Raw genomic sequence first — 25287 nt, 5'->3', positions numbered from 1 at the left:
GCGCATGATGGCCCCGGCCGCCGAGGCGCTGGGCGTGGGATTCCACGTGCTGGCCGAAAGCGACGATGTCTGCGCCACCGAGGTCTCCGCCCATGTGACCGTCGGCGACTACCGCGACTATCCGACGCTCAAGGCCTTCGCTGAGACCGTCGACGTCCTCACCTTCGACCATGAGCACGTGCCGCCGGAGCACCTGCGTGCACTCGCCGAGGCGGGCCACCCGTGCCATCCCGGTCCCGAGGCGCTCATCCACGCCCAGGACAAGCTCGTCATGCGGGCGAAGATGGACGAACTCGGGCTGCCGAACCCGCGCTGGGCGCAGGTGACGAGGGTCGAGGAGCTCGAAGCCTTCGGTGCTGAGATCGGCTTCCCGCTCATCCTCAAGACCCCGCGCGGCGGCTACGACGGCCACGGCGTGCGCGTCATCGAGACCGCTTCCGAGGCCGCCGACTGGCTGGCTGAGGGCAGGCCGCTGCTGGCAGAAGAGAAGATCGACTTCACCCGCGAACTCGCCGTCATGGTCGCCCGCTCGCCGATGGGCCAGACCGCCGTGTGGCCGGTCGTGGCGACCTACCAGCAGGACGGGATCTGCAAGGAGGCCCTCGCCCCTGCCCCCGGCCTCGATGAGGAGCTGGCCAAACGGATCTCAGCCGATGTGCTGCGGGTGGCCGGCAGCCTCGAGGTCACCGGTGTCATGGCGATGGAGATGTTCGAAACGGCCGAGGGCTACGTCGTCAACGAACTGGCGATGCGTCCGCACAACACCGGCCACTGGAGCCAGGACGGATCGATCACCTCGCAGTTCGAACAGCACCTGCGCGCCGTCCTCGACCTGCCGCTGGGCGACCCGGCCGCCCACGCACCGGTGACCGCGATGGTCAACGTGCTCGGTGCTGACCGCGAGGACCTCTACCACGCCTACCTGCACGTCATGGCCCATGACCCGCAGGTCAAGATCCACATGTACGGCAAGACCGTGCGGCCCGGCCGCAAGCTCGGCCACGTCAACCTCACCGGCACCGACGCCGCCGAGGTGCTGCGCCGGGCCCGGCATGCCGCCGACTACATCGCCGGCACCGACCCCGACCCGCATCCGGACCACCGCACCGGAGGCGCAGAGCACCTCGTCGGCGGGGACACCGGCCCAGCTGCAGAAGGGAACCGTTCATGACTGAGCCAGCCACCGCCTCGGGAACGGCCCGGGTCGGCATTGTGATGGGATCGGACTCCGACTGGCCGACGATGCGCGCGGCCGCCGACGTGCTCGGCGAGCTCGGCATCTCCGCCAGCGCCGAGGTGGTCTCCGCCCACCGGATGCCCCACGAGATGATCGAATGGGGCGCCACCGCCGCTGAGCGCGGGATCCGTGTCATCATCGCCGGTGCCGGGGGAGCAGCCCACCTGCCCGGCATGCTCGCCTCGGTCACCTCGCTGCCGGTCATCGGCGTGCCGGTGCCGCTCAAGCAGCTCGACGGGATGGACTCCCTGCTCTCAATCGTGCAGATGCCGGCCGGTGTGCCCGTGGCGACCGTCTCGATCGGCGGTGCCAAGAACGCAGGCCTGCTCGCCGCCCGCATCCTCGGCGCAGGCGAGTCAGCAGACGCTGCTGCGATCCGGCAGCGACTCGACACCTACCGCGACGAACTCAAGGCCACCGCCGAGGCCAAAGGCCGCGCGCTGCTCGACCAGCTCGACGGCTGAACCCACTCGACCCGACCCGGCACGTGTGTGCCGACGCATCACCTGACAAGGAGAGACATGTTCGACATCTACCAGCTGAGCGAGGACCACGAAGCGATCCGCGAAGCCGTCCGCGAGGTCGTCGACGCCAAGATCGCCCCGCACGCAGCCGACGTCGACGCCAACGCCCGTTACCCGCAGGAAGCCCACGACGCACTCGTGGCCACCGACTTCTTCGCCCCGCACATCCCCGAGGAGTACGGCGGCGTCGGCGCCGATGCGCTGGCCACTGCCATCGTCATCGAAGAGGTCGCCCGCGGTTGCATGTCGTCTTCGCTCATCCCGGCGGTCAACAAGCTCGGCTCGATGCCGGTGCAGATCGGCGGCTCCGAGGAGATCAAGCAGAAGTACTTCCCGGCCGTGGCCTCAGGCGAGTCCGGATTCTCCTACGGCCTGTCCGAGCGCGAGGCCGGCTCCGACACCGCGAGCATGAAGACCCGCGCGGTACGCGACGGGGATGACTGGGTGCTCAACGGCGTCAAGACCTGGATCACGAATGCCGGCGTGTCCGACTTCTACACCGTCATGGCCGTCACCGACCCCGACGGGCCGCGCGGACGCAACATCTCCGCCTTCGTCGTCGAGAAGTCCGACGAGGGCTTCTCTTTCGGTGAGAAGGAGCGCAAGCTCGGCATCAAGGGCAGCCCGACCCGTGAGCTGTTCTTCGAGGACTGCCGCATCCCCGGCGACCGGATCGTCGGCGAGGAGGGCCAGGGACTCAAGATCGCCTTGCAGACCCTCGACCACACCCGCGTCACCATCGCCGCGCAGGCACTCGGCGTGGCCCAGGGAGCGCTCGACTACGCGATCGGCTACATCAAGGAGCGCAAGCAGTTCGGCAAGCCGGTCTCGGAGTTCCAGGCTCTGCAGTTCATGGTCGCTGACATGGGCATGAAGCTTGAAGCTGCGCGCCAGCTCACCTACGCCGCCGCGGCCAAGAGCGAGCGCAATGATGACGACCTCGGCTACTTCGGCGCCGCCGCCAAGGCCTACGCCTCGGATGTCGCCATGGAGATCACCACCGATGCCGTGCAGCTGCTCGGCGGCGCCGGCTACGTGCAGGATCACCCGGTCGAGCGGATGATGCGCGATGCCAAGATCACCCAAATCTACGAAGGCACCAACCAGATCCAGCGCCTCGTCATGGGACGCAAGCTGCTGGGCTGAGGTCTCTGGCCTGATACAGCGGTCCGGGCAGGAAACATCTGCCCGGACCGCCGTACTGTACGCTCAGGCAGCCAGGTCGAAAGTGAGGCGCTGGGCTGCCGGCTGCGCAGGGAACTCGCGATCGAGCCGGTCGAACTCGGCAATGAGGTCGCCGACGGTGCCAGTGAGCAGCGGGGCAGCAGACCCAGCTGAGGCCCCGTGCTCCGCTGCGTTGAGGACGAGCACATCGACAACGTCCTTCGAACGCGTGAACATGACGATGCCGCTGTCTCCGTCGAACTGCCGCACGATGTCGCCGAGTGGATCGGCCGCGACGGCAGGAACAATGCGCCACTCAGACGGGGCATGCTCGCGAAGGAAATCCGTGATCGCGGGCCGGCGCATAGCCCGGGCTGCATTGAGCGCGGCCTGTGGGTCAGCTTTCCAGGTCACCGGTTCCACCTCCTGGCGATGTCCTCAGCTCTCTCGAGCATCATGGTGTAAGCCTCTTCAAACATTCTATCGACGGTCTTCGCTCCGTCGATCCCAGCAGGGATCGGCTCAATGGCATGGGGCGGATCGACCTGCCCTCCGGACCGGTAGAACTGGTGACGATGCACGAGAGAATGCGACGTATCAATCCTTCCGCACACGTGGCGTCCGTCGAGCTGGACCTCGATGGAAAATGTCCGCACCAAGTTCTTGTACGTCTCCAGATGAACGACGAGCATGAGGTTGTCGGCAATCGGAACTGAGAAGTCGTAGACACTGCACACATGCCGCGGTGTCGGCACATATCGAGTGTCACTGGCGAGGTCGTCAAACCGGCTCATGTTCCACCTCCCCGGGTGACTTCAGACAGCGGTGTCCACCGACGTGTGGATCTGAGTGTAGGTGTTCCCATACCCTGACGGGTGGAGCCTGTGGATACTCGACCGCCGCAGCCGCGCCGGCCTGAAGGCGCGATGGGAACCGCCTTCGGACTTCCAGACACGCGGCGCCGCGCGGCCGTTTGCTCCCAGACTGCGGGAGGCATGCGCGATACCCTGAAGCGGAACACGACGCGACGTCCCCGTGCGGCGCAGCTGCCGCACCCCGCGTCACACCGCCTCCGGCGCGTGCGACCTGCCCATGACGAGGACGTGAGAGCGCACGCCAGCAGAACAGGAGGCAGCCGATGGCCGAGCGCAGGCCCCTGAAGTACATCGACCCGGTGCGCTATCCCGAGCACGCCACTCAGCCGGTGCGCAATGCCCGCGGCTGGATCCTGCTGGCCTCGACGATCCTTGTGCCGGGTTCCGCGCAGTCGCTGTTCGGGGTGCGCCGCTGGGCGAAGTTCTCGCTCATCCTCACCCTCATCGGCTGGGCGCTGCTGCTCATCGCCGCATTGACCGCGATCTTCGCCCGCGGCTTCCTCATCACCCTGGGCACCAACCCGTTCGTGCTCACCGGCGTCACCGCCTTCCTCGCCGTGTTCACGCTGAACTGGGTCGTGTGCCTGCTCGACACCGTGCGCCGCGTGAAACTCGTGACGCTGTCACCGAAGGTGCGGCGCACATTCCTGGCCGCCAGCCTCGTGTGCACGCTCGTCATCGGCGGGGGACTGGCGTGGGGAACGATGATGATCAACAGCCAGCGTCAGCTCATGACCGATGTGTTCGCCGCCGGCTGGGGACAGCGCGCTGTCGACGGCCGCTACAACATCCTGCTGCTCGGCTCTGATGCCGGCAAGGGCCGCACCGGCATCCGTCCGGACAGCCTCTCGCTCATCTCGATCGACGCGAAGACCGGCAAGGCGGTGAGCATCGGGATGCCGCGCAATATGCAGAACGTGCCCTTCCCCGAGGAGTCGCCGCTGCACAAGCACTACCCGCAGGGCTTCAACTGCGGTGACGAGTGCATCCTCAACGCCGTCTACCAGCAGGGTGAGAAGCACGCTGAAGAGTTCGACGGCAAGGCTCCCGCCGGCGTCCAGGCGACCAAGGACGCCGCCGAGGGCATCACCGGGCTCAAGGTGCAGTACTACGCGATGATCGACCTGAAGGGATTCGAGCAGCTCATCGACGCGATGGGCGGCATCGACATCGTCTCCGGCAAGCGCGTGCCGATCTCCTCGAAGGTCAACCCGGAGACCGGCAAGCACGGCCCGGTCAAAGGCTGGATCGAACCCGGTGAGCAGCACCTCGACGGCTACCACGCGCTGTGGTACGCCCGCTCGCGGGAGTTCTCCAGCGACTATGAGCGCATGGTCCGTCAGCGCTGCGTGCAGCAGGCGATGCTCAAACAACTCGACGCCTCAACGGTGATGCTGCGCTTCCAGGACATCGCCAAGGCCGCCCCCGAGGTGGTCTCCACCGACATCCCGCAGCTGCAGGTCGACACGTTCGTCGACCTGGCGATGAAGTCGCGGGAGCACCAGATGGAATCGCTCAACCTCACCCCGCCGCGGGTCAACCCCACCCACCCGGATTTCGCCGCCGTCCACGAGCTCGTCTCCTCGACGATTGAGGCCTCCGAGAAGGACGCCGAAGACACCGCCGCAGGTCTCTCCGCTCCGGCCGGCGTGGCCCTGGCCACCGGCGGCATGCATGTCAGCGCAGCTCAGCCGGAAGGCGGCAAGAGCAAGGACGAGGACGACAAGGCCATCTGCCACGTCCCCTGACCGGTCGCCCGCGGCCTGTCAGTGAGCGGATGCAGCCTCCGGAGGGGGCTCAACGTCTGCCCAACGCGGCGCGCCGGTGCGCAGCAGCGGCAGCAGCTGCAAGATGGACAGTCCCACCGCAATCCACAGGGCACCGTCAGAGGCGCAAAACCGGCGAGCACGGCGCCGATCAGCGCACCGAGCGTGGCCGAACCGAGCGAAACCGTGCGGCGTGCGGAGGTCACACGCGCCATCAGGTCGACGGGGATGAGCCGTGCATTGATGCCCGTCGTCTGCACCGTGTAGAGCACGACAGCGAAGCTGAAGATCAGCTCGGATGCCCCGACCGCGATCGTCGGGGACGGGAAGTACGAGGCTAGCGGCAGCACACCGAGGCCGATCGGGATCATGCACGCGGCGATGAACACGGTGCGCAGCGGGCCAAGAGTTTTGCCGATCCGGTGGCTGACAAATGAGGACACGATGCCGCCGATCGCTCCCAGCGACATGAGGACGCCATAGGCTGCAGCGTTGATCGACAGCTCACGCAGGATGAACGTCGCAATGACGGCGCCATAGAACCCGACCGCCAGATTGTTCAGCGCAGCAGCGGACAGGAGCTTGCGGATGGTCGCGTGATGCCAGATGAAGCTCAACCCTGCGCGCACCGATTGCCAGAAGCGATCCCGTTCTGCCTTCGGTGGGCGGGGAGGGTCAGGCGGCAGAAGCGCGGCCAGTACCGCGGCCACGACCACTGAGACCACGCCGATGATCGGCATCAGCGGCACCGCCATGATCCGCGCGAGTTGGCCGGCGGCGCCCGGGCCCACGAGCCGCCACACCTGGTCAGTCGATTGGAGGCGCGCAGAAGCCTCTCAGACATGGTCGCGGCCGACGATCGAGGGAAGAACACTGGTGTGCGCGGTCTGGAAGAACACATCGCAGATGCTCACCGCCACTCCGAGGACGATGATCCGCCACGGTGTCAGGATCCCCGCGAAGTACGCGATGGGAATGAATGCGAGAGCGCACCCGCGGAGGATCGTGCTGACCACGAGCACCCGCTTGTGACCCCACCGATCGATCCAGGTGCCGACCACGAAACCGAAGAGCAGCGTGCCGGTGTATGTCACGGCGTCGAGCAGCCCTACCGCGAAGGCACTCGCGTGCAGGACGTTGACCATGATGACGTTGGCGCTGAACGTGAAGAACAGGGCGGCAACATTGGTGAACAGGTTGGCGCCCCACAGCTGCCGAAACGCTGGAGCCTTGAGATTCGCCTCGACCGACACTCTTCCGCTCCCATCCCGAACAGACCAGACGCCCGCCGCTGAACCTCACCAGCGTATCTTTGACCTCACGCATCGGTGCTGCACGACACAGCACCTCCCGTGACCCGTATGTCAGCAATCTCACCGAGTTCGCAAGGGGATCACAAAAAATTTTCAGCCCTCTCGAGCCGCATGAACACGCGGAACGACATCGTTGTAATTCTTCTCACGAGGGATGTTTCAAAGCGACACGCCGCGAAGTATGTAACAATTCTGTCATGTTGAGCTGATTCGTCATCATGCCAATGACGGTAATCGCTCGTGAAGCCTATCTTCCCTGTCTTCCTCGCAAAGGCTGAAACGATGAGAATACTGATACCCGCTGTGGCGACGTGTGCCGCAGCTGTCATGACCTCGACACTGGGCTTGGTGTTGCCGGCCTCGGCCGACACCGTCACGCCCGACATCGAGAAGAAGTCGCTGACCGACGTCAGCGAGCCAGGTCTCGAAGCCCCCGGCGCCCGCGCAGCCTCCGGCAGCGCAGCCGATGCGGCGAATCAGTCGATGACCAATCTGCCCAACCTCATGAAGTCCGACGCGTTCATCCAGCAGATGAGCGTTGGCAGCTCCGGCGTCTTCGGCGCCAGCGTCGCACCGATGAGCACCGCCCCCGGCGAGCTCGGCGGCGGCGAGGCCCCTGAAACCGGAGGCGGTTCGGACGAACCGACCGAGGCTCCGACTGAGACGAGCGAGCCGGACATGTCCGGCAGCGTCCAGGAGAAGACCGAAGACGGCGTCAACATCGCCGCAATCTCCGACGTCCTCGACGTGCCCGCCGGCCGTTCCTCGGTCATCGGCGCGGCCTACCAGGGCACCACCAACGTCACCATCGAGGTGCGCGTGCAGTCCGCCGACGGCTGGTCGCCGTGGGAGGAAGTCGAGCACGAGAACGGCCAGGGAGAGGGCACCGAGGGCACTGAGCCCTTCATCGTCAACTCCGCGACTGCCGTGCAGATGCGCGTGCTGGGCGAGGCCGCGCCGCAGAAGGCCGAACTCGTCCTCGTCGACCCGAAGTCCTCACCGGCAGACGCCGATGCCGTGGCCAGCAACGCCCCGGTCGTCGACGCCGCCGGCGCGACCGGCGGTGCTGAGACTGAGGGAACTGCTGACACCGGGGCCGAAGATCCGGCCGGGGAAACCGATGCGCAGCAGCCCGAGTACGACGCGCAGAACGCCGCCTACGTGCCCGGTGACGCCACCGTGGCGAACACCTCGATGAAGAAGGTGCCCAAGCCCTCGATCGGCTCCCGCAAGTCGTGGGGCGCAAACGAGAGCCTGCGCAAGGGCAAGCCGAGCTACGCCAACGGCGTCAAGGCGACCGTCATCCACCACACCGCAGGCTCGAACAACTACAAGGCCTCCGATGTGCCGGGCATCCTGCGCGGCATCTACAGCTTCCACACCAAGGGCCGCGGCTGGTCCGACGTCGGCTACAACGTGCTCGCCGACAAGTACGGCCGCCTGTGGGAGGGCCGTGCCGGAGGACTCGACCGGGCCGTCATCGGCGCCCACGTCGCCGGCTACAACACCGGCACGTTCGGCATCTCGGTGATGGGCACCTTCGAGAAGTCCGCACCGCCGAATGAGACCCTGCGCGCTGTCGAGCACGCGATCGCCTGGAAGCTCTCGGCCAACGGCGTGCCCGCCAAGGGCAAGACGACCGTGGCCGGCAAGCGGATCAACACGATCGTCGGTCACCGCGACCTTGGCAACACCTCGTGCCCGGGAGCTGCTTTCTACTCCAAGATCGGCGGCATGCGCAATGCCGTTGAGAAGATGCAGAAGGACGGTTCGGGCCCGAAGGAGGAGAAGCCCAAGGAGGACAAGCCGAAGCCGAAGCCGCCGAAGCAGACTCCGATCGACAAGTACGCCGAGAAGAACGCCGACAAGCTCGGCAAGGCCACCGGCAAGGAGTACGGCTTCCAGGGCGGCACCGCCCGCGACTTCGAGAAGGGCGCGGTCTTCCACAAGAACGGCAAGACCTTCCTGCTCAAGGGCGCGATCCGGAGCATGTACAAGGATTCGATGCGCGACACGCTCGGCTTCCCGACCTCCGATGAGCGCGGCGGCCTGAAGAACGGCGGTGTCTACCAGAAGTTCGAGAAGGGCTCGGTGCACTGGACGAGCGCGACCGGCGCGCAGCCGACGCACGGCATCCTGCAGAAGTACTGGGGCTCGAAGGGCTACGAGAAGGGCCACCTCGGCTACCCGACTGAGGCGCCGAAGTGCTCCGACGGCCGCTGCGAGCAGGTCTTCCAGGGAGCTCGCCTGGTCTGGGCCAACGGCTACGGCACCACCGAGTTCTCGCCCACTGGTTCGATCGAGGGAGGGGCCCGGGACCACAACCGGGCCTCGCCCCCGGGCGACGACAACGATTCGCCTGCTGACGACGGGGAAGGTCCAGCAGACGACGACAAGAACAAGAAGGACGACTCCAAGAAGAAGGACGAGAAGAAAAAGGACGATTCCAAAAAGAAGGATGACTCCAAGAAGGACGACTCCAAGAAGAAGGATGAGAAGAAGTCCAAGGCTCAGCAGGAGAAGGAGCTGCGGGACAACATCATCAAGACGGCCCGCAAGGGCATGGGCGTCCGCTACGTCTGGGGCGGCAACACCACCAAGGGCTGGGACTGCTCGGGATACACCGTGTGGGTCTACAAGCAGAACGGCATCAACCTGCCGCGCCACACCTCGGCGCAGAAGGCTGCCGGCAAGGTGATCCCGGCCTCGCAGGCCAAGCCCGGTGACCTCATCTGGGTCCCTGGCCACATCGGCATCGTCTCCGAGACGAAGGGCCAGATGTACGACGCCGGCTCCAAGCGCACGGGCACCACGAAGCGCTCGTACAGCTGGATGCTCAAGCGCGGCGCGGTCTTCGTCCGAGTCGTCGACTGACACCACCGCCACAGGCGCCTCGCACCCTCCCGGTGCGGGGCGCCTGTCGCATCCCCAGGACACCTCGGCGTCACCTGCGGTTCACAGCTGCCGCCTACGGTTGGTCTTCGTCCTCGTGCAGCCCTAGGCTGACACCATCGAAGCGAAGGGAATAACGTGCGGTTCCTGTCCAACACAGTTCAGCGCTACGCGTGGGGAGCGCCCAGCGGCATCCCCGAGATCCTCGGCCAGCCGGTCACCGGCGAGCCGGCCGCAGAGCTGTGGATGGGCGCCCATCCCGTCGCCCCCTCCCAGCTGCTCGACGCTGACGGCCAGCCGGTCGCCTCGCTGCTCGAATGGGTGGAGACCGCGCCCGAGGCGGCACTCGGGAAGGCATCGATCGACGCCTTCGGAAACCGGTTGCCGTTCCTGCTCAAGATCCTCGCTGCGGAAACCGCGCTGTCGATCCAGGCACACCCGTCACTCGACCAGGCCCGTGCCGGCTATGCCCGTGAGAACGCCGCAGGCATCCCGCTCGACGCGCCTGAGCGCAACTACAAGGACGACTCGCACAAGCCCGAGCTCATCTACGCGCTCACCGAATTCCACGCCCTGTGCGGCTTCCGCCGTCCCGAGGCGATCACCGCGATGCTCGACCGCTTCGCCTCCGCCCTCGAGACCGCCGGCGAGAACACCCAGCTGCCGGCGCTGGCCGCCTGGCGCGACGCCCTGACCTCCGGAGGCCTCCAGCAGGCCACCGGCCTGCTGCTGCGTGAGCGCGACACCTACGGCAGCCTCGCCGACACACTCGCCCACATCGCCATCGACCCGGTGCCCGCCGACGATCCCTCACACGCCGGCTCGGCCGTCGACCCGGCACTGACCCTGCGTGAAGTCCAGGCCGACTTCCCGCACGACCCCGGCGTGCTCGTCGCCCTCATCCTCAACCGGCTGCGCCTCGAACCCGGCCAGGCACTCGCGCTCGACGCCGGGATCCTCCATGCCTACCTCGGCGGACTCGGCATCGAGATCATGGCCTCGTCGGACAATGTGCTGCGCGGCGGGCTTACGAGCAAGCACATCGACGTCGACGAACTCGACGCGGTTGTGACCTACACGCCCGGCCAGCCGGCACTCGCCACCCCTGACGAGGCCGGCGTGCTGCGCGGCGCGACGGATGACTTCGCCCTCCAGGTCATCGACATCGCCGAGGACCGGCAGGTCCACCGCGCGGGACCTGCCATCCTGCTGTGCACCTCGGGCACCTTCACCTGCAGCGACGGCACCCGCCTGCAGGCAGGCGACTCCGTGTTCCTCGCAGCCGAGGTCCCAGCGCTCACCGTCTCCGGTTCCGGGCGGCTGTTCGTCGCCACCACCGGACTGCCTGATCAGTCCTGAGCCACGGGAACGCGCGCACTGTCGCGGATCGGTTCCTGGTCGTCTTCGGTCCTGAACTCGACGATGACCTCTCCGCCGATCTCGGAGCGCGGGAACCCCACGAAGCCGAGCTGATGGGAATCGGGGAGGAGGCGTCGCGGGAGGACGGAGTTGAGGCCGTCGTCGACCTGCTCTCCACCGGGATTCCGGTAGACCGCTGAGGTCACCGGTTCGATGCTGCGGTCGTAGGAGTGGAACCGCATGACGACGACGAGAAGCTCGTCATCATCGGCTGACTGCACCGCTGACAGCACCTCGAACCCAGCGACATCGCCCGACGCGATCACGTCTCCGTCGCCCATCACGAGGCGCTCGCCGACGCTGGTGCCGTTTGGCTGAGAAGTCCGACAGCTTCCCGTCTTCAAACGTGAAGTCTGCGTAGTCGGTGCACCTGCCGTGCTGGCACACCGATACCGCGTCGTCCTCGACTTCGACATCGCTGCTGCGATGATCCAGCCCGTTGGCGTTGTTCGCCCTGGCCACATTCAGCTGATGCGCGAGATAGCGGGCCGCCGTGGAATCCTCGACGGCGGTGTCTGCGGCATTCTCCATCTCCGCCGGATCGCTTGAGGCGAATGCGGTGAAGTACGCGTCGATGACCGCCTCTTCCGATTCCGGCTCAGGTTCCGGGGCAGCCCCGCTGCATCCGGCCAGCAGCAGTGCGGCCCGGTCGCTGCGGAGACGAGTGCGCTGATCTTCATGACGTCCTCACAGAACGGGAGCTCATCGGTGCCGACCGCCTCGGGCGAGGCGGCCGGCACCCGCCGGCTATCAGAGCTGCATCTCCGGCACATCGCCGTTGACGTTGAGCTTCGCACCGGTGGCCTCGCAGATCTCCTCGACGCTGACACCGGGGGCGCGTTCGATGAGGGTGAATGAGTCGCCCTCGACGTCGAGCACGGCGAGGTTCGTAATGACCCGCTGGACGACGCCCTTGCCGGTCAGCGGCAGCGCGCACTCTTCAAGCAGCTTGTGCGAGCCGTCCTTGGCGACATGGTCCATGATGACGAGCACCGTGCGGGCGCCGTGGACGAGGTCCATCGCCCCGCCCATGCCCTTGACCATCTTGCCGGGGATCATCCAGTTGGCGATGTCGCCGTTGACGGCGACCTGCATCGCACCGAGGATCGCGACATCGATCTTGTTGCCGCGGATCATCCCGAAGCTCTGCGCGGAGTCGAAGTACGAGGAGCCCGGCAGCATCGTGACGGTCTCCTTGCCGGCGTTGATGAGGTCGGGGTCGAGCTCGTCCTCAGTCGGGTACGGGCCGACGCCGAGCAGGCCGTTCTCGCTCTGCAGCACGAGGTGGACGCCCTCGGGCACGTAGTTCGGCACGAGCGTCGGCAGGCCGATGCCGAGGTTGACGTAGGCGCCGTCGGGCAGCTCCTGGGCGGCGCGTGCTGCGATCTGCTGTCTGGTCAGTGCCATCTCATGCCTCCCGTAGGGTCTTCTTCTCAACCGGCTTGTCGGCTGCCTCTTCGGGGCTGAGCACGACGATCCGGTGGACGTAGATGCCGGGCAGGTGCACGTCATCGGGTGCGATCTCACCGGCCTCGACGATCTCCTCGACCTCGGCGATGGTGATCTTGGCCGCCTGGGCGGCCGGCGGGTTGAAGTTCCGGGCCGCGGAGTGGAAGACGAGGTTGCCGTGCCGGTCGGCCTTGGCCGCGCGCACGAGCGCGAAGTCCGCCGGCAGCGACTCCTCGAGCACGTACTCCTGCTTCTCACCGAAGGTCTCGAAGGTCTTCGTCTCCTTGGCAGGGGACTCCTTGACGACGTTGCCCTCGGAGTCGTACAGCCACGGCATGCCGCCCTCAGCGACCTGCGTGCCGGCACCGGTGATCGTGTAGAAGGCCGGGATGCCGGCACCGGCGGCGCGCAGCTTCTCAGCCAGCGTGCCCTGCGGAGTGAGCTCGACTTCGAGTTCACCGGAGAGATACTGGCGGGCGAACTCCTTGTTCTCGCCGACGTAGGAGGCGATCATCCGCCCCACCTGACCGGATTCGAGGAGCATGCCCAGTCCGCGGCCGTCGAGGCCGGCGTTGTTGGAGATGAGTTCGAGATTGTCTGCGCCCTGGTCGCGGAGTGCGCGGATGAGGTACTCGGGCACACCGACGACCCCGAATCCGCCCACTGCGATCGTCGACCCGCTCGCAATGTCCTTCACAGCCTCAGCTGCTGATGCCACTACTTTGTCCATGCCACCATTCTGGCATGACCGGGATCACATCGTGACGGCAGGTCCGCTCAGCGTCACGGTTCCGGTCAGCAGGGCCGCGAGCAGTGCGGTGAGGTCTGCGGCGTCGGCTGGGATTCCGGTGGTCTGAAGCTCCGTTCCCGAGGCGGTGGGCACCTGCCGGCTCGTGCTCGCCACCTGCGTCCCACCGGGCAGTGTCAGGCTGATCTGGGAGCCGGGGATCGGGCACACGTCCGGGTGCGCCCGGACTTCGGAGTTGAAGTCGATGCAGCCCTCGGGTGCCTCTGCCGCCAGCGCGAGTGCCGGTGCGGCGTAGACGAACACCTCGTCGGCCTCAGCGGTGATCGCGTCTGCGGCGTGGGCTTCGTCGGTGAAGGCGGCCCACTCCGCCTCGGGCGGCGCCGCAGCCGGGCTGAGCAGCGCCACCGGAGCGTCGAGTCCGAAGGCTGCCAGCATCGCCGCCAGTGCCCGCCAGTGCAGCGGACCGGTCTCGTCGGCCACGATGCCCAGACCCAGATCCGGGCCGACGCCTGTCTCCGCGAAGAGGCTGGTGGTCTTGTACACCCAGTTCGCCAGGACGGTGCCGGTGAGTTCCAGGCGCTCACCGTCTGCCGGCAGGTAGGTGAGCACCGGGTAGCGGCGGGAGGAGAGCGTGTCGATGAGCTGCTGCATGGGATCCTTCCAGGTCAGGGCTGCGGGGTGGCGAGTTCGATCGAGAGCCTGGCGCCGGTCGGGGAGCCGTTGTCGGCCCACGTGTACTGGGTGCTGGCCTGCAGGTCCTCGCACCACAGCGCCGACTGCAGCCGGTCGACCAGCGCGCCGAGGCCGAGGGTCGCCTCGATGAGCGGGTGTCCGCCGGCGCTCGACCGGGCTGGGGTGTCGGCAGGGGAGATGAGGATCTGTCCGCCGGCACCGGCGACCCGCATCCGCCAGGCTGACTGTCCGGGGGTGCGGGCGGTGCCGCGGCGCACGACTGCCAGTGCGCGGGAGACCTTCGTGAGGATGTCGTCATCGCCGTCGGCTGAGGCGGGCGCGACGTCGAGGCGCTGACAGCCCAGCGACCGGTGGACGGCCTCGACGTGGCCGTAGCGGAACCAGTCCTCGGCGAAATCCCGGACCAGCTCCCGGGCGCTGCCGCCGCCGGTGCGCACGTGCGCACCCATGCCGCGCACGACGGCGGCTGGGAGTCCGCGGGCGGCGCCCTTGACGAGGTCGGCGGCTGCGGCGATCTCATCGGCGATCGCCCGCACGGTCACACCCTGCCGGCGCCCGGAGTCATCGGGCCGTCCGCGCTGGTCATCGAGCACGTCGATGCCGGCGGCGCCGATGGCGATGTCGGCGACTCCTGCCCGCCACGGCCGCGAGGTCGAATCGGAGATGACGATGCCGAGCTGCGCGCCGAGCCGGTCAGACAGGGCTGCACGCAGCTGCTCGGCTGCGGCATCCGGGTCGTCTGGCTGCAGCAGTACGCTCCCGCCTCCGGTGCTGTCCCGGGTGCCGGTGTTCGACCGGTCGAGCCCGCTGGCCGCCTGCACGGTGCCGTGCGGGGTGCGGGTGATCGCTACGGTCGCAGCGCCTGCGGTCGTGTGGAAGGTGCGTGCGGCCACGGTCCCGATCGAGTGCTCGGTGACGAGACGTTCGAACTCCGTGCGGTCTGCTGTGGTGCGGATGAGCCCGTCGGCCTTGGCGACGAGCTTCGAGGCGATGACGAGGATGTCGCCGTCCTTGATCTGGACGCGGTTGTTCGCGATCGCCCACGAGATCTCGACGGCCAGGTCGTCGCCGGGTGAGATCTGCCGGATGCCGGGGATCGCATAGGCGGTCAGCAGCCGGCTGGAGGGCGGCGGGGTTGGTGCAGGGCCGTTCATATCCTCCATCATGTCACCTCGGCCCAGGCGGCGCCTGCGCCGGCGAGACCCGGCGAGAAAAACCGCAGAGATCACAGAATGGCACCAGTTGTGGTCGCCGCGCACTGCAGTCACCATATGTAGTGATAAAGGGCACCCTGGGTTGGAACACCTGTTCGAATGGGCTGCGGCCGTGCCCCTGAATACCAAACAGGCGCTTGACTAATAGGTAATGACACACGTGTAATTTTAGGTACGGGAAGGTCGGATGTCCGTGCAGAAGCAGGGTGAACGGCACTTAGGTTCTCCAGCGCTTCACGGCATCCGGCAAGCGAAAGGGGAAGACCGTGACTACTGCACGCAACTACGCGAGACAAGAGCAGCCGGCACTGCAGCCGGCCGTCTCCGCGCCGGGTGTGACCGCGCGAACCGCCGAAGACTGGTTCGTCGATCCAACCCGCGCCACTCCGGCCATTGTTCCGGACCCGCTCCAGCTCGATCCACTCGACCTGAGCCCAGTGCCGGGCGAACCGACGCCGTCGGAGAGCCTGGCGGCCGTCTCACTGCTGTCGCTGCTGCTCGGCGACGCCGACGAGACTGCGCTGAGCTGGCAGGACCAGGCGCTGTGCGCCCAGACCGACCCCGAGGCGTTCTTCCCTGAGAAGGGCGGCTCGACGCGCGAAGCGAAGAAGGTCTGCGCCTCCTGCGAGGTCCGCTCCGAATGCCTCGAGTACGCGCTGCAGAACGACGAGCGCTTCGGCATCTGGGGCGGGCTGTCCGAACGCGAACGGCGGCGACTGAAGAAGCGGGTCGTGTGAGTTTCACTGTTGCGGCCGTCATCCGCACCGGCGGCCACACCGTCAGCCGAGCCTGGCTGACAGCACTGCGGCACCATTTCCCTCAGATCACCTCGGTGACGCTGCTCGATGACTCTCGGACAGCGCAGAAGCTCGCCCGCCGGCGTCGGCGGAATCCCGAACTGCCGGCGGGCGAGACCCTCACCGCAGCCGAACTGGTGTCCTCCCCGGACCTCGAGCGCGCTGACTACGTCTGGTTCCTTTCCCCTGACTCCCTTCCGGAACCCGACTGCCTCACTCAGCTGCACACACGGCTCAGCGCCGCCGACACGCTGGCCGTCGTCGGCCCGAAGATCCTGGCCGCCGACGGCGATCTCGTCTCCGTGGGCGTGACGACCACCGCTGACGGCTGCCGCTACTCACCGGTCAGCCCCGGTGAGGAGGACGCCGGGCAGCACAACCGCCGCGAGGACGTCTTCGCCGTCGACGAACCCGGCATGCTCGTCGCGGCTGCAGTCGTCCGTCAGCTCGGCGTGCCCTCTGAGACCCTGTCGGTGAGCTACCGCGGGATCGAATACTGCGATCGGCTGCGCCGTGCCGGCCACCGCGTCGAAGTCGTCCCGCAGGCGCGCATCGCAATCCCGGCCGAGGGGATCGGCCGCTACTACTCATCGCCGCGGCCGCTGCCGCACAAGCACATCGTCCGCCACGAACACCGCTACCGTCTCGCAACCGCCGGGCGCGGCCGCTCGGGCATCACGCAGCTCAGACTCACGCTGCTCGCCGTGCTCAAAGCACTCGGCAATCTGCTCGCCAACTCACCGGACGAAGCCGCCTGGTGGCTCGGCGCTGCCTGGGCGCTGCCGCAGGACGCCCACGCCACCCGCCGGCTGCGCCGCTACCGCACCGGCGGCAGCCTGCCGCCGAGTGTCTACGCCAGCAGACATGACCTGCGCTCGGCCCGGCGCGAACTCGCCGGAGTCGGCGGGGAGATCGCCGCCGACCACCTGCGTGAGGACGGTGCGCTCAACACCGCAGGCGACCTCGCCGAGTTCTCCGGCATCGACACCCGCACCAAGCGCAGTCTGCTCTTCCACCCGCTCGTCGTCATCGTCGTCGTCAGCTCGATCGCCAGCGCGCTCATGTTCTACCGGCTCATCGGCCCCGGCGCGATCACCGGCGGCGCCTGGGCCCGCCTCGACGTGCCCTTCTCCGCGGTCGTCGCCCGGATCTTCTCACCGATCCTCGAACTCGGCCTCGGCAGCTCGACGCCTGCCGATCCGCTGCTGAGCGTGCTGGCGATCCTCAGTCTGCCGTTCGGCGGCAGCCTCGACCTCATGCTGCGCAGCCTCTGGCTGCTCGCCCTGCCGCTGGCCGCGACCGTCATGTACCTGTGCGCTGGGCGCGTCGTGCCTGCTGCCGGGCTGCGGGCGCTGCTGGCCCTCATCTGGATCGCCCAGCCGGCCTTCCTCATCTCCCTGCACGACGGCCGCGTCGGCACCGTGCTGTCCTGGGTCGTCGCGCCTGCCGCGCTGTGGGCACTCGACCGGGCCATCCACTACCGGTCGGTGGCCGCAGCCGCTGCCTGCGGGCTCGCCTTCGCCGTCATCATGGCCGGCTCACCCTTCCTCATCGTCCCGATCATCATCGTCGTCATCACGGTCATGGTCGTCTACCGGTCCACCAGCTTCATCTGGGCGCTGCTGCCGGGCGTCGGCCTGTCCTGGCCGTGGCTCATCGCCGCCATCCGCCAACCTGATGCGCTGCTGACCAACCCCGGGCGCGTCCTCGACTACGCCCAGCCGCACAGCTTCCAGCTCGCCCTCGGCTGGGCCACCCGCCCGCAGCTGAGCGTGCTGGAGACCTGGCTGCCGGCCGCCGCCGTTCCCTGGGTGCTCGTCGCCCTGCTGCTGCCGCTGCTCGCCGCCCTCGTGCTCGCAGCCCTGCGGGTGCGCAACAGCCTCGCCGTCCTCGGTCTGGCCGTCGTCTGCTATTCCGCAGGCCTCGCCGGCGCGATCGTGCAGGCAGCACTCGAAGGACAGCTGACCGCCGACGGACTCGTCGCCTCCTTCACCGGCGACTCGATGCTGCTCATCGGCCTGGGCTTCTGCGGCTTCACCGCCGCCGCGCTGTGGCCGGTCGCCTTCGATCGCGGCTCCCGGGTGCGCAGCTACGCGCTGCGCGGACTCATCCCGGCAGGCGCCCTGCTCATGATCACGGCCTTCACCCTGCAGTCCCTGCTCGTCGGCACCCCGATCCACCGCACCACCGCGTCGCCGCTGCCGGCCTTCGCCGCCGAACGCCATACCGGCGCACTCGGCCAGCAGACCCTCATCCTGCAATCGGATGACGACCAGCTCTACGGCCAGCTCGTCATTCCGGAGTCGAACACCATCCTCACAGCCTCGACGATGCACGAAGCGCGCAGCATCAGCGGTCATCCCTTCGATCGCCGTCCCGTCGCCATCGATGATGCCGATATCGCACTCGCCCGCATCATCGGCCGGCTCACCAGCGGCAGCGGCGATGACACCCGGACTGCGCTCGATCAGCTCGGCATCGGCTTCGTCGTCATCCGCGGCTCCGGGGCCAGCGAACTGGCCCAGACGGTGGCCGTATCCCCAGGGCTCACCCGCCTCGGGGCCACCGACCAGGGCCTGCTCTACCAGGTCGTGCCCGACGGTTCACCGCTGTCCTCCGTCTCCGTCGTCGCCGACGACGGCAGCCTCAGCCCCGTCGAGATCGTCGGCGGCCGCGGAGAGATCCCGGCCGGCACCGGCCAGCGCACCCTCATCCTCGCCGAACGCGCCGGACTCGCCCGCGTGCAGATCAACGGCCAGGACGCCGTGCGCGAGGAGGCCCGCACCGGCGCCCCGAGCTGGCAGGCCGCCTACCAGCTGCCCGACGAGGCATCGACGGTGACCATCAGCTACACCTACCCGCAGTACGCGATCGGGGTGGGCATCGGCTGGGCGCTGTTGTTCATCTCCGTGCTCGTCGCGATCCCCTTCGGCAACCGCTCACGCGCCCGCACGGCACCACGGCCGGCGACCACCGCCTCGGGCACGGCCGAGAGCCGTTCAGATGAAAGGGGCAGCACATGAACCGCCGCAACCTGCGCTCCGTGCTCACGTTCACCGCGATCGCGCTGCCGGGGCTGATGATCGCGGTGACCGGATACCTGCAGCCGCTGGCCGGCGGATCCGTGCCGCGCGGCGCCGAGCAGGTGCGACTGCCGGCCACCGACACCGTCTCGATGTGCCCCGGGCCGCTGCAGACCGAAGACGACGTCGCCGGCACCGATGAGGAGTTCCAGACCAGCGACGTGCCGACGCCGACCGTGCGCACCGCCTCGGCGCTGACCCAGGCCCCGGACTCGACGATCCTGGCCGCCGGGGTCGAATCCCGGACCCTCGGCGGCGAGGACAACTACACGGTCGGGACGACGAACGGATTCGTCTCCGGCTCCGACGAGCAGCAGGACCCGACGACCGTCACCGGAGTGGCCGAGGGAGAGAACCCCGCCCTCGTCTCGGCGGTGCAGGTGACCCGCGCCGATGACGGCGACTGGGCCGGGGTCGCCGCCGTTGAATGCGTCCGCCCGGTCACCCACGCCCGGTTCGCCACCTCTGGGGCCTCAGCGACCGACGATGTGCGCCTCGTGCTCTCCAACCCGGGCGAGACGACGATCACTGCGACGACTGAGGCGACCGGCGCGCACGGCCCGATCGACATCGGCGGGGATGCGACCGTGAGCCTGGAGCCGCGCGAGCAGCGGGTCATCCAGCTCGGTGCGATCGCAGCCGAGGAGCCCGAGGTGGGCCTGACGGTGAGCGCTGACGGCGGGCTCATCGGCGCGGCCCTGCAGCATTCGAAGCGCTCCGGGCTCACCGCTGAGGGCATTGAGATGAGCGGGCCGGTGGCCGATCCGGCGCGCGAGGTCTCCGTGCCCGTCGCCGCCGGGGGACCGGCGCGGCTGCGGCTGAGCAACCCGAACGGCGAGCCCGTCAGCGTCGATGTCAGTGCCGCCGGAGTCGACGGGCCGGTCGACCTGGCCCGCTCGGGCACCTCGATCCCGGCACGCGGCACCGTCACCCTCGACATCGGCGAGATCCCGCCGGCAGCCCTGACGATCACCGCAGATGATCGGGTCACGGCCGCTGTCGAGGTGACCCGCGACGGGGACGGCGGGACCGACTTCGCGGTGTTCCCAGCGGTTGAGAAGCTGAACTCGCGCCAGCTGCTCATGCTGCCCGAGGACATCGATGCGTCGATGCTGTTCGGCCCCGGTGAGGGCACGCTCGGGGTCGTCGGCGTGCGCGGCGACGGCTCGGCGACCGGGCAGTTCCCCGTCGACCTGTCCGGGGACCGGGCCACGGAAGTCAACCCCGCCGAGCTGCTCGGCGAGGACACCGCTGCCGTCATCATCGAAACGCCCGCCGATGTCAGCGCCTTCGCCGCCGGTGTCGCACTGACCGGCCGGGGCGTCAGCGCGCTCACCGTGCCCGATGCACCCTCGGGCATCGGCTACCGCAACATCCGCCTGACGGACTGAACGTCACGGCAGCAGGTCGTCGGGGTGGCGGCCGCACAGCACCGAGGCTTGCTCGGCGAGCACCTCGGCGACGAGTTCGTTGAGCTCCTCGAAGTCCTGGCACCGGCTGACGACCGGCAGCCGGTAGATGACGATCGTAGCCGGGCGGTCGCGCCGGGCGGGGAACACCCGGCCGAGCTCCACCTGGCGCGCCGGCGGTGGCACCTGATCGACAGCCAGGCGCACCTCGGACAGATCGCCCTCGGCACGCAGCCGGATCTGCTCGAAGATGCGCGCAGCCAGCGCAGCGAAGCGCTGGGCGCGGTTGCGCTTGGCCGGAACCTCGGCGAGGAACAGCTCACCGCGCACGCCGCGGCCATGACGGTCACGGGGGAGGCGGCGGGCTGGCATACCGCGATTGTATTAGACTCGTGGCGTGCCTGGAGTGAGACTGTGCTCGAAGATGAACTGCAACCGTTCAGCAGCGTGGACGCTGACATACGTCCACGCTGATGCGTGTATCGTCATCGGTCCGCTGTCCATGCACGCCCAGCCAGGAGCCCACGATCTGTGCAGCATGCACGCCGATCGGCTGACCGCGCCCGTCGGCTGGCAGCTGATCCGCCTCGGCCAGGGTGAGGAGACCCCGGAGCGCAGCCGCGACGACCTGCTCGCGATCGCCGACGCCGTGCGCGAGGCCGCCAGACCCAAGCCGGAACCCGAGGGCCGCACCCACGGGCATCTGCGCGTGATCGGAAACGGCGACTGATGACAACCCGAGCCGCCCAGCTTTCGCGCGCCGTCAAGGCCTACGACATCCGGGGCCGGATCGGCATCGACCTCGACGACGACGTCGTCTTCGCCATCGGCTGGGCGACCGCCCACGTCATGCACCGCGAGCACGGCAGCAGCCGTGTCGTGATCGGCTGCGATATGCGCCCGGACTCCCCGCGGTTCGCGCAGATGCTGGCAGCCGGAGTCGAAGCAGCCGGGAGCGAAGCGACACGCCTGGGCATGACGTCGACTGACCAGCTGTACTTCGCCTCCGGGCACTGGAACGCCCCGGGCCTCATGGTCACGGCGAGTCACAATCCTGCTGACTGGAACGGCATCAAGATCTGCGGCCCGGCCGCCGCCGGGATCTCCCGCGAATCCGGACTCGACGCCATCCGCCTGCTGGCCCTCGAAGTGCCTGAGCACCCAGGCGAGGCGACCGAGCAGACGCCTGCCGCCTCGGGAGAGGCCGCCAATGAGCTCGCTGCGGCCTTCGCCCGCCGGATCCGCTCGCTCACCGGGATCGAGGCGATCGACCGGCCGCTGCGGATCGTCGCCGACTGCGGCAACGGGATGGCCGGCAAGCTGCTGCCCGAGGTGTTCGGCACCGGCGCCGGGCTGGCGGCGACACCGATCGACGTCATCGGGCTCTACACGGAGCTCGACGGCACCTTCCCCAACCACGAGGCGAACCCGCTCGACCCGGCGAACCTGCGCGATGTGCAGGCCGCGGTCGTCGGCCACGACGCTGACCTGGGCCTGGCTTTCGACGGCGATGCCGACCGCTGCTTCTTCATCGACGAACACGGCGAGGCGGTCTCGGCGTCTGCGATCGGCGCGCTGGTGGCCGTCCGCGAGATCAACCGGGCTCGTGCACAGCGCGGCGAGGAGATCCCCGTCGTGCTGCACAACCTCATCACTTCACGCGCCGTGCCCGAGGCGATCTCCGCGGCCGGCGGGCAGGCTGTGCGCACGCCGGTGGGCCATTCGCGGATCAAGCAGCTCATGCGCCAGTATGATGCCGTCTTCGCCTGCGAGCACTCCGCGCACTACTACTTCCGTGACTTCTACGGTGCGGATTCCGGCATCCTGGCTGCCTGCCATGTGATCGCCGCGCTCGCCGAGACGGCCCAGCCGCTGAGCGCACTCGTCGCCGAATGGATCCCGTATGTCGCCTCCGGGGAGATCAACTCCGTCGTCGACGACCCCGAGGCCGCCCTTGCCCGGATCCGGCAGGCCGCCTTCGAGGGCGTGTTCGGCGAATGCCAGGTCGATGACCTCGACGGGGTGATGATCGAAATGCCCGAGGCGTGGTGCAACGTCCGACCGTCGAACACCGAACCGCTCGTGCGCCTCAACTGCGAGACGCCGGTGCAGGAGCGCACCGATGAGCTCGTCTCCACAGCTCTGGAACTCATCCGCCGATAGCCGAGAGGAACCTCCATGCTCGACCACCGCATCGCAGACCTGTCCCTGGCCGAAGCCGGCCGCCATCAGATCCGCCTGGCCGAACGGGAGATGCCCGGGCTCATGGCCCTGCGCGAGGAGTATGGTGCCGCGCAGCCGCTGGCCGGCGCGAGGATCGCCGGATCCCTGCACATGACCGTGCAGACCGCTGTGCTCATCGAGACGCTCACGGCGCTCGGCGCTGATGTGCGCTGGGCGTCATGCAACATCTTCTCCACCCAGGACGAGGCGGCTGCCGCCGTGGTCGTGGGGGACGGAACTCCTGAGGCGCCGGCCGGTGTGCCGGTGTTCGCGTGGAAGGGCGAGACGCTGGAGGAGTACTGGTGGTGCACCGACCAGATCTTCCGGTTCGCCGACGGCCCGAACCTCATCCTCGATGACGGCGGCGATGCCACCATGCTGCTCGTCGAAGGTGCCCGTGCAGAGTCCGCCGGCGGTGCGCCGGAGGCGGGGGAGGACGACCCGGAGGAGAAGCACGTCTTCCTCGACCGGGTGCGCCAGTCGCTGGCTGAGGACGGGCAGCGGTTCACGAAGATGAGCGAGCAGATGCTCGGGGTCAGCGAGGAGACGACGACCGGTGTCAACCGGCTGTACCGGATGGCTGCAGCCGGTGATCTGAAGTTCCCGGCGATCAACGTCAACGACGCAGTCACGAAGTCGAAGTTCGACAACCGCTACGGCATCCGTCATTCCCTGCCGGATGGCATCAACCGCGCCACTGACGTGCTCATCGGCGGCAAAGTCGCGCTCATCATCGGCTACGGAGACGTCGGCAAGGGCGCTGCCGAGGCGATGCGCGGCCAGGGCGCCCGGGTGCAGATCACCGAGATCGACCCGATCTGCGCGCTGCAGGCTGCGATGGACGGTTACGAGGTGGTGCGCACCGAGGACGCGATCTCCTCAGCCGACTTCGTCATCACCACGACCGGCAATACGAAGGTCATCACCGCAGAGCACCTTGCACTGCTCAAGCCGGGTGCCATCGTCGGCAACGTGGGGCACTTCGACGACGAGATCGATCTGGCTGCCATGCGCCGCCAGCCTGGCGTCGAAGTGGTTGAGATCAAGCCGCAGGTCCACGAGTGGACGGTGCCGGTGCACGCTGAGGCCGGCCTCGGCCGAGAGGAGACGTCGTTCATCGTGCTCTCCGAAGGGCGCCTGCTCAATCTCGGCAATGCGACCGGGCACCCGTCCTTCGTCATGAGCGCCTCGTTCACGAATCAGGTGATGGCCCAGATCGAGCTGTTCACCTCGCACGAGGACTACCCGGCCGGCGTGCACCTGCTGGCGAAAGAGCTCGATGAGAAGGTCGCGCGGCTGCATCTGCCGGCACTCGGCGCGCATCTGAGCGAGCTGTCGAAGGAGCAGGCCGAGTACATCGGCGTCGATGTTGCGGGGCCGTACAAGCCCGAGCACTATCGCTACTGAGTCATCTGCGAATACACGGACGAGGCTGGTCGCTGCTGGTGGCCAGCCTCTGCCGTCCTTGGTGCCGGTACAGCCTGATGGGTGTCTCGTCGTGGAGTGTCAAGTGAGAGGCCGAAGGGCAGCTGTCCGACACGCTGCTGGAACCGCTGGGCCGTGCGTGCGGTCTTCTCCATCTGCCGGGCGTGCTCCGCGCGGGTGCACCCGACGACGGCTGCGAGGAACTCCTCGGGCAGGGTTCCCTCTGGGGGAGCAGGGGCGATATACGGGTTGAGTTCCTCGGCCAGTTCGACGGCACGGTCCCAGCGCGAATCGGGTTCGCGCAGGTGTGCTGAGATGAGGAACTGGGTGATGCGGTAGTACAAGCCGTTGGGGATCGCGGAGATATCTGCGCTGCGTGTCCAGGCCTGGAGCCGTGGCGGCACGTGGATCTGGGTGATGGGCGGCATCTTCGCCCGTTCATTGACGGCGATTGTGCCTGCCAGGTAGTCACCGAGGCGTTTCGACTGAGGTGAGAGCAGGCCGACGAGTGCAGCGAGGCCGGCAGCGGTGCCGAAGATCTCGAAGCCGTAGAGCATTGCGCGCAGGAACGAATGCCGTGCGCTGATCGCTCCGCCGTCGTCTCGCACGATCCGCAGACCGCAGATGAGCTTTCCGACCGATCTCCCGCGGGTCAGGATCTCAATGGTGAACGGGACGATGAGCAGGCAGAGGACAGTCAGCAGCAGGACAACGGTCTGGTAGACGAGCGGTTCGCTGATCGCGAGCTGCTCGATCAGCCATGAGGCCGAGATCACGACGGTGATGTAAAGCGCCGTGATGATGACGTAGTCGATGGCACACGACACGGCGCGCATCGCCAGCGATGCTGGACGAATATCAAGGGCGATCGCCTCGCCGGTCACAAGTGAGCTCACGCAAACATCCTGACACAGGTGGGCACGCCCAGCCAGCGACCGGACCGGTTGGTGCCAGCAGATTCACCTGCGGGGAGCACAGATTGGGCTGTGTCAAGGAATGTGGACAGTCCCTACGAGTTTTCCTTCTCTGCTCAGGCCGCCTGGACGAGGTCTTCAG

General features: G+C 67.8%; 21 protein-coding genes and 1 pseudogene. 12 read left to right on the top strand and 10 right to left on the bottom strand.

Annotated features, from left to right (window positions below; genetic code table 11):
• Positions 1-4 precede the first annotated feature (4 nt).
• The 3 genes from H9634_RS12540 to H9634_RS12530 are packed head-to-tail and all read left to right on the top strand — an operon-like array spanning position 5 to position 2907.
• Entirely contained in the window at positions 5-1171 is a 1167-nt protein-coding gene (locus tag H9634_RS12540) for a 5-(carboxyamino)imidazole ribonucleotide synthase (RefSeq protein WP_263598814.1), read from the top strand.
• The gene (gene purE, locus H9634_RS12535; protein WP_191727055.1) at positions 1168-1701 is read left to right on the top strand and encodes a 5-(carboxyamino)imidazole ribonucleotide mutase; all 534 of its coding nucleotides are present in this window, start codon (positions 1168-1170) and stop codon (positions 1699-1701) included. Before H9634_RS12540 ends, purE begins: the two co-directional genes overlap by 4 nt.
• 57 nt (positions 1702-1758) lie before the next feature.
• Complete coding sequence (locus H9634_RS12530) at positions 1759-2907, top strand: acyl-CoA dehydrogenase family protein (protein WP_191727054.1); 1149 nt, start codon at positions 1759-1761, stop codon at positions 2905-2907.
• Positions 2908-2970: 63 nt separating this feature from the next.
• Here H9634_RS12530 and H9634_RS12525 read toward each other — a convergent pair whose 3' ends face one another.
• Together H9634_RS12525 and H9634_RS12520 are read right to left on the bottom strand one after the other, a co-directional pair.
• The gene (locus H9634_RS12525) at positions 2971-3339 is read right to left on the bottom strand and encodes a hypothetical protein (RefSeq protein ID WP_191727052.1); all 369 of its coding nucleotides are present in this window, start codon (positions 3337-3339) and stop codon (positions 2971-2973) included.
• Complete coding sequence (locus H9634_RS12520) at positions 3336-3719, bottom strand: hypothetical protein (RefSeq protein ID WP_191727051.1); 384 nt, start codon at positions 3717-3719, stop codon at positions 3336-3338. Before H9634_RS12520 ends, H9634_RS12525 begins: the two co-directional genes overlap by 4 nt.
• Positions 3720-4063: 344 nt before the next feature.
• Between H9634_RS12520 and H9634_RS12515 the strand changes: the two genes are divergently transcribed.
• Positions 4064-5548 (top strand): LCP family protein, encoded by a 1485-nt coding sequence (locus tag H9634_RS12515; RefSeq protein WP_191727049.1) that lies wholly within the window; start codon positions 4064-4066, stop codon positions 5546-5548.
• Here the strand turns inward: H9634_RS12515 and H9634_RS12510 are convergent.
• Positions 5488-6819, bottom strand: a pseudogene (locus tag H9634_RS12510) (MFS transporter). The gene H9634_RS12515 and the pseudogene H9634_RS12510 overlap by 61 nt on opposite strands.
• 387 nt (positions 6820-7206) lie before the next feature.
• On the opposite strand from H9634_RS12510, the gene H9634_RS12500 reads away from it, so the two are divergent.
• Both H9634_RS12500 and manA read left to right on the top strand, forming a co-directional pair.
• On the top strand, positions 7207-9753 hold the full coding sequence (locus tag H9634_RS12500; RefSeq protein ID WP_225210929.1) for an NlpC/P60 family protein: 2547 nt from the start codon (positions 7207-7209) through the stop codon (positions 9751-9753).
• Positions 9754-9909: 156 nt separating this feature from the next.
• A complete protein-coding gene (gene manA / locus H9634_RS12495) occupies positions 9910-11130 on the top strand; it encodes a mannose-6-phosphate isomerase, class I (RefSeq protein ID WP_191727041.1) in 1221 nt (406 codons plus the stop codon).
• Here manA and H9634_RS12490 read toward each other — a convergent pair.
• From H9634_RS12490 to cofE, 5 genes are all read right to left on the bottom strand, one after another.
• Positions 11121-11456, bottom strand: a complete 336-nt coding sequence (locus H9634_RS12490; RefSeq protein WP_191727039.1) for a hypothetical protein — start codon at positions 11454-11456, stop codon at positions 11121-11123. The genes manA and H9634_RS12490 overlap by 10 nt on opposite strands.
• A gap of 484 nt (positions 11457-11940) precedes the next feature.
• A complete protein-coding gene (locus H9634_RS12485) occupies positions 11941-12597 on the bottom strand; it encodes a CoA transferase subunit B (RefSeq protein ID WP_191727037.1) in 657 nt (218 codons plus the stop codon).
• A 1-nt stretch (position 12598) separates the two neighbouring features.
• Positions 12599-13369: a CoA transferase subunit A gene (locus tag H9634_RS12480; RefSeq protein WP_191727035.1), complete on the bottom strand. Its 771-nt coding sequence runs from the start codon at positions 13367-13369 to the stop codon at positions 12599-12601.
• A gap of 24 nt (positions 13370-13393) precedes the next feature.
• The gene (locus tag H9634_RS12475; protein ID WP_191727034.1) at positions 13394-14038 is read right to left on the bottom strand and encodes a TIGR03089 family protein; all 645 of its coding nucleotides are present in this window, start codon (positions 14036-14038) and stop codon (positions 13394-13396) included.
• Between the two features lie 14 nt (positions 14039-14052).
• The gene (gene cofE / locus H9634_RS12470; protein WP_191727032.1) at positions 14053-15234 is read right to left on the bottom strand and encodes a coenzyme F420-0:L-glutamate ligase; all 1182 of its coding nucleotides are present in this window, start codon (positions 15232-15234) and stop codon (positions 14053-14055) included.
• A gap of 326 nt (positions 15235-15560) precedes the next feature.
• On the opposite strand from cofE, the gene H9634_RS15020 reads away from it, so the two are divergent.
• The 3 genes from H9634_RS15020 to H9634_RS12455 are packed head-to-tail and all read left to right on the top strand — an operon-like array spanning position 15561 to position 20565.
• Positions 15561-16031 (top strand): WhiB family transcriptional regulator, encoded by a 471-nt coding sequence (locus H9634_RS15020; RefSeq protein ID WP_449727637.1) that lies wholly within the window; start codon positions 15561-15563, stop codon positions 16029-16031.
• On the top strand, positions 16028-19114 hold the full coding sequence (locus tag H9634_RS12460; protein WP_191727030.1) for a glycosyltransferase family 2 protein: 3087 nt from the start codon (positions 16028-16030) through the stop codon (positions 19112-19114). The genes H9634_RS15020 and H9634_RS12460 overlap by 4 nt, the downstream gene beginning before the upstream one ends.
• Positions 19111-20565 (top strand): DUF5719 family protein, encoded by a 1455-nt coding sequence (locus H9634_RS12455; protein WP_191727028.1) that lies wholly within the window; start codon positions 19111-19113, stop codon positions 20563-20565. The genes H9634_RS12460 and H9634_RS12455 overlap by 4 nt, the downstream gene beginning before the upstream one ends.
• 3 nt (positions 20566-20568) lie before the next feature.
• On the opposite strand, the gene H9634_RS12450 is transcribed toward H9634_RS12455, so the two are convergent.
• Complete coding sequence (locus H9634_RS12450; RefSeq protein ID WP_191727026.1) at positions 20569-20955, bottom strand: metallopeptidase family protein; 387 nt, start codon at positions 20953-20955, stop codon at positions 20569-20571.
• Between the two features lie 25 nt (positions 20956-20980).
• On the opposite strand from H9634_RS12450, the gene H9634_RS12445 reads away from it, so the two are divergent.
• Genes H9634_RS12445 through ahcY form a run of 3 tightly spaced genes read left to right on the top strand, consistent with a single transcriptional unit; the run spans position 20981 to position 24213 of the window.
• Entirely contained in the window at positions 20981-21313 is a 333-nt protein-coding gene (locus H9634_RS12445) for a DUF3499 domain-containing protein (protein ID WP_175294373.1), read from the top strand.
• Complete coding sequence (gene manB, locus H9634_RS12440; RefSeq protein WP_191727024.1) at positions 21313-22746, top strand: phosphohexomutase domain-containing protein; 1434 nt, start codon at positions 21313-21315, stop codon at positions 22744-22746. Before H9634_RS12445 ends, manB begins: the two co-directional genes overlap by 1 nt.
• Before the next feature lie 15 nt (positions 22747-22761).
• Positions 22762-24213, top strand: a complete 1452-nt coding sequence (gene ahcY, locus H9634_RS12435; RefSeq protein ID WP_191727022.1) for an adenosylhomocysteinase — start codon at positions 22762-22764, stop codon at positions 24211-24213.
• On the opposite strand, the gene H9634_RS12430 is transcribed toward ahcY, so the two are convergent.
• Positions 24207-25127, bottom strand: a complete 921-nt coding sequence (locus H9634_RS12430) for an RDD family protein (protein ID WP_318245110.1) — start codon at positions 25125-25127, stop codon at positions 24207-24209. The genes ahcY and H9634_RS12430 overlap by 7 nt on opposite strands.
• Between the last annotated feature and the right edge of the window lie 160 nt (positions 25128-25287).

Source organism: Brevibacterium gallinarum (assembly GCF_014836885.1).
GTDB lineage: Bacteria > Actinomycetota > Actinomycetes > Actinomycetales > Brevibacteriaceae > Brevibacterium > Brevibacterium gallinarum.
The sequence above is the reverse complement of the archived record's forward strand: the minus strand, read 5'-3'. Positions and strand labels throughout refer to the sequence as shown.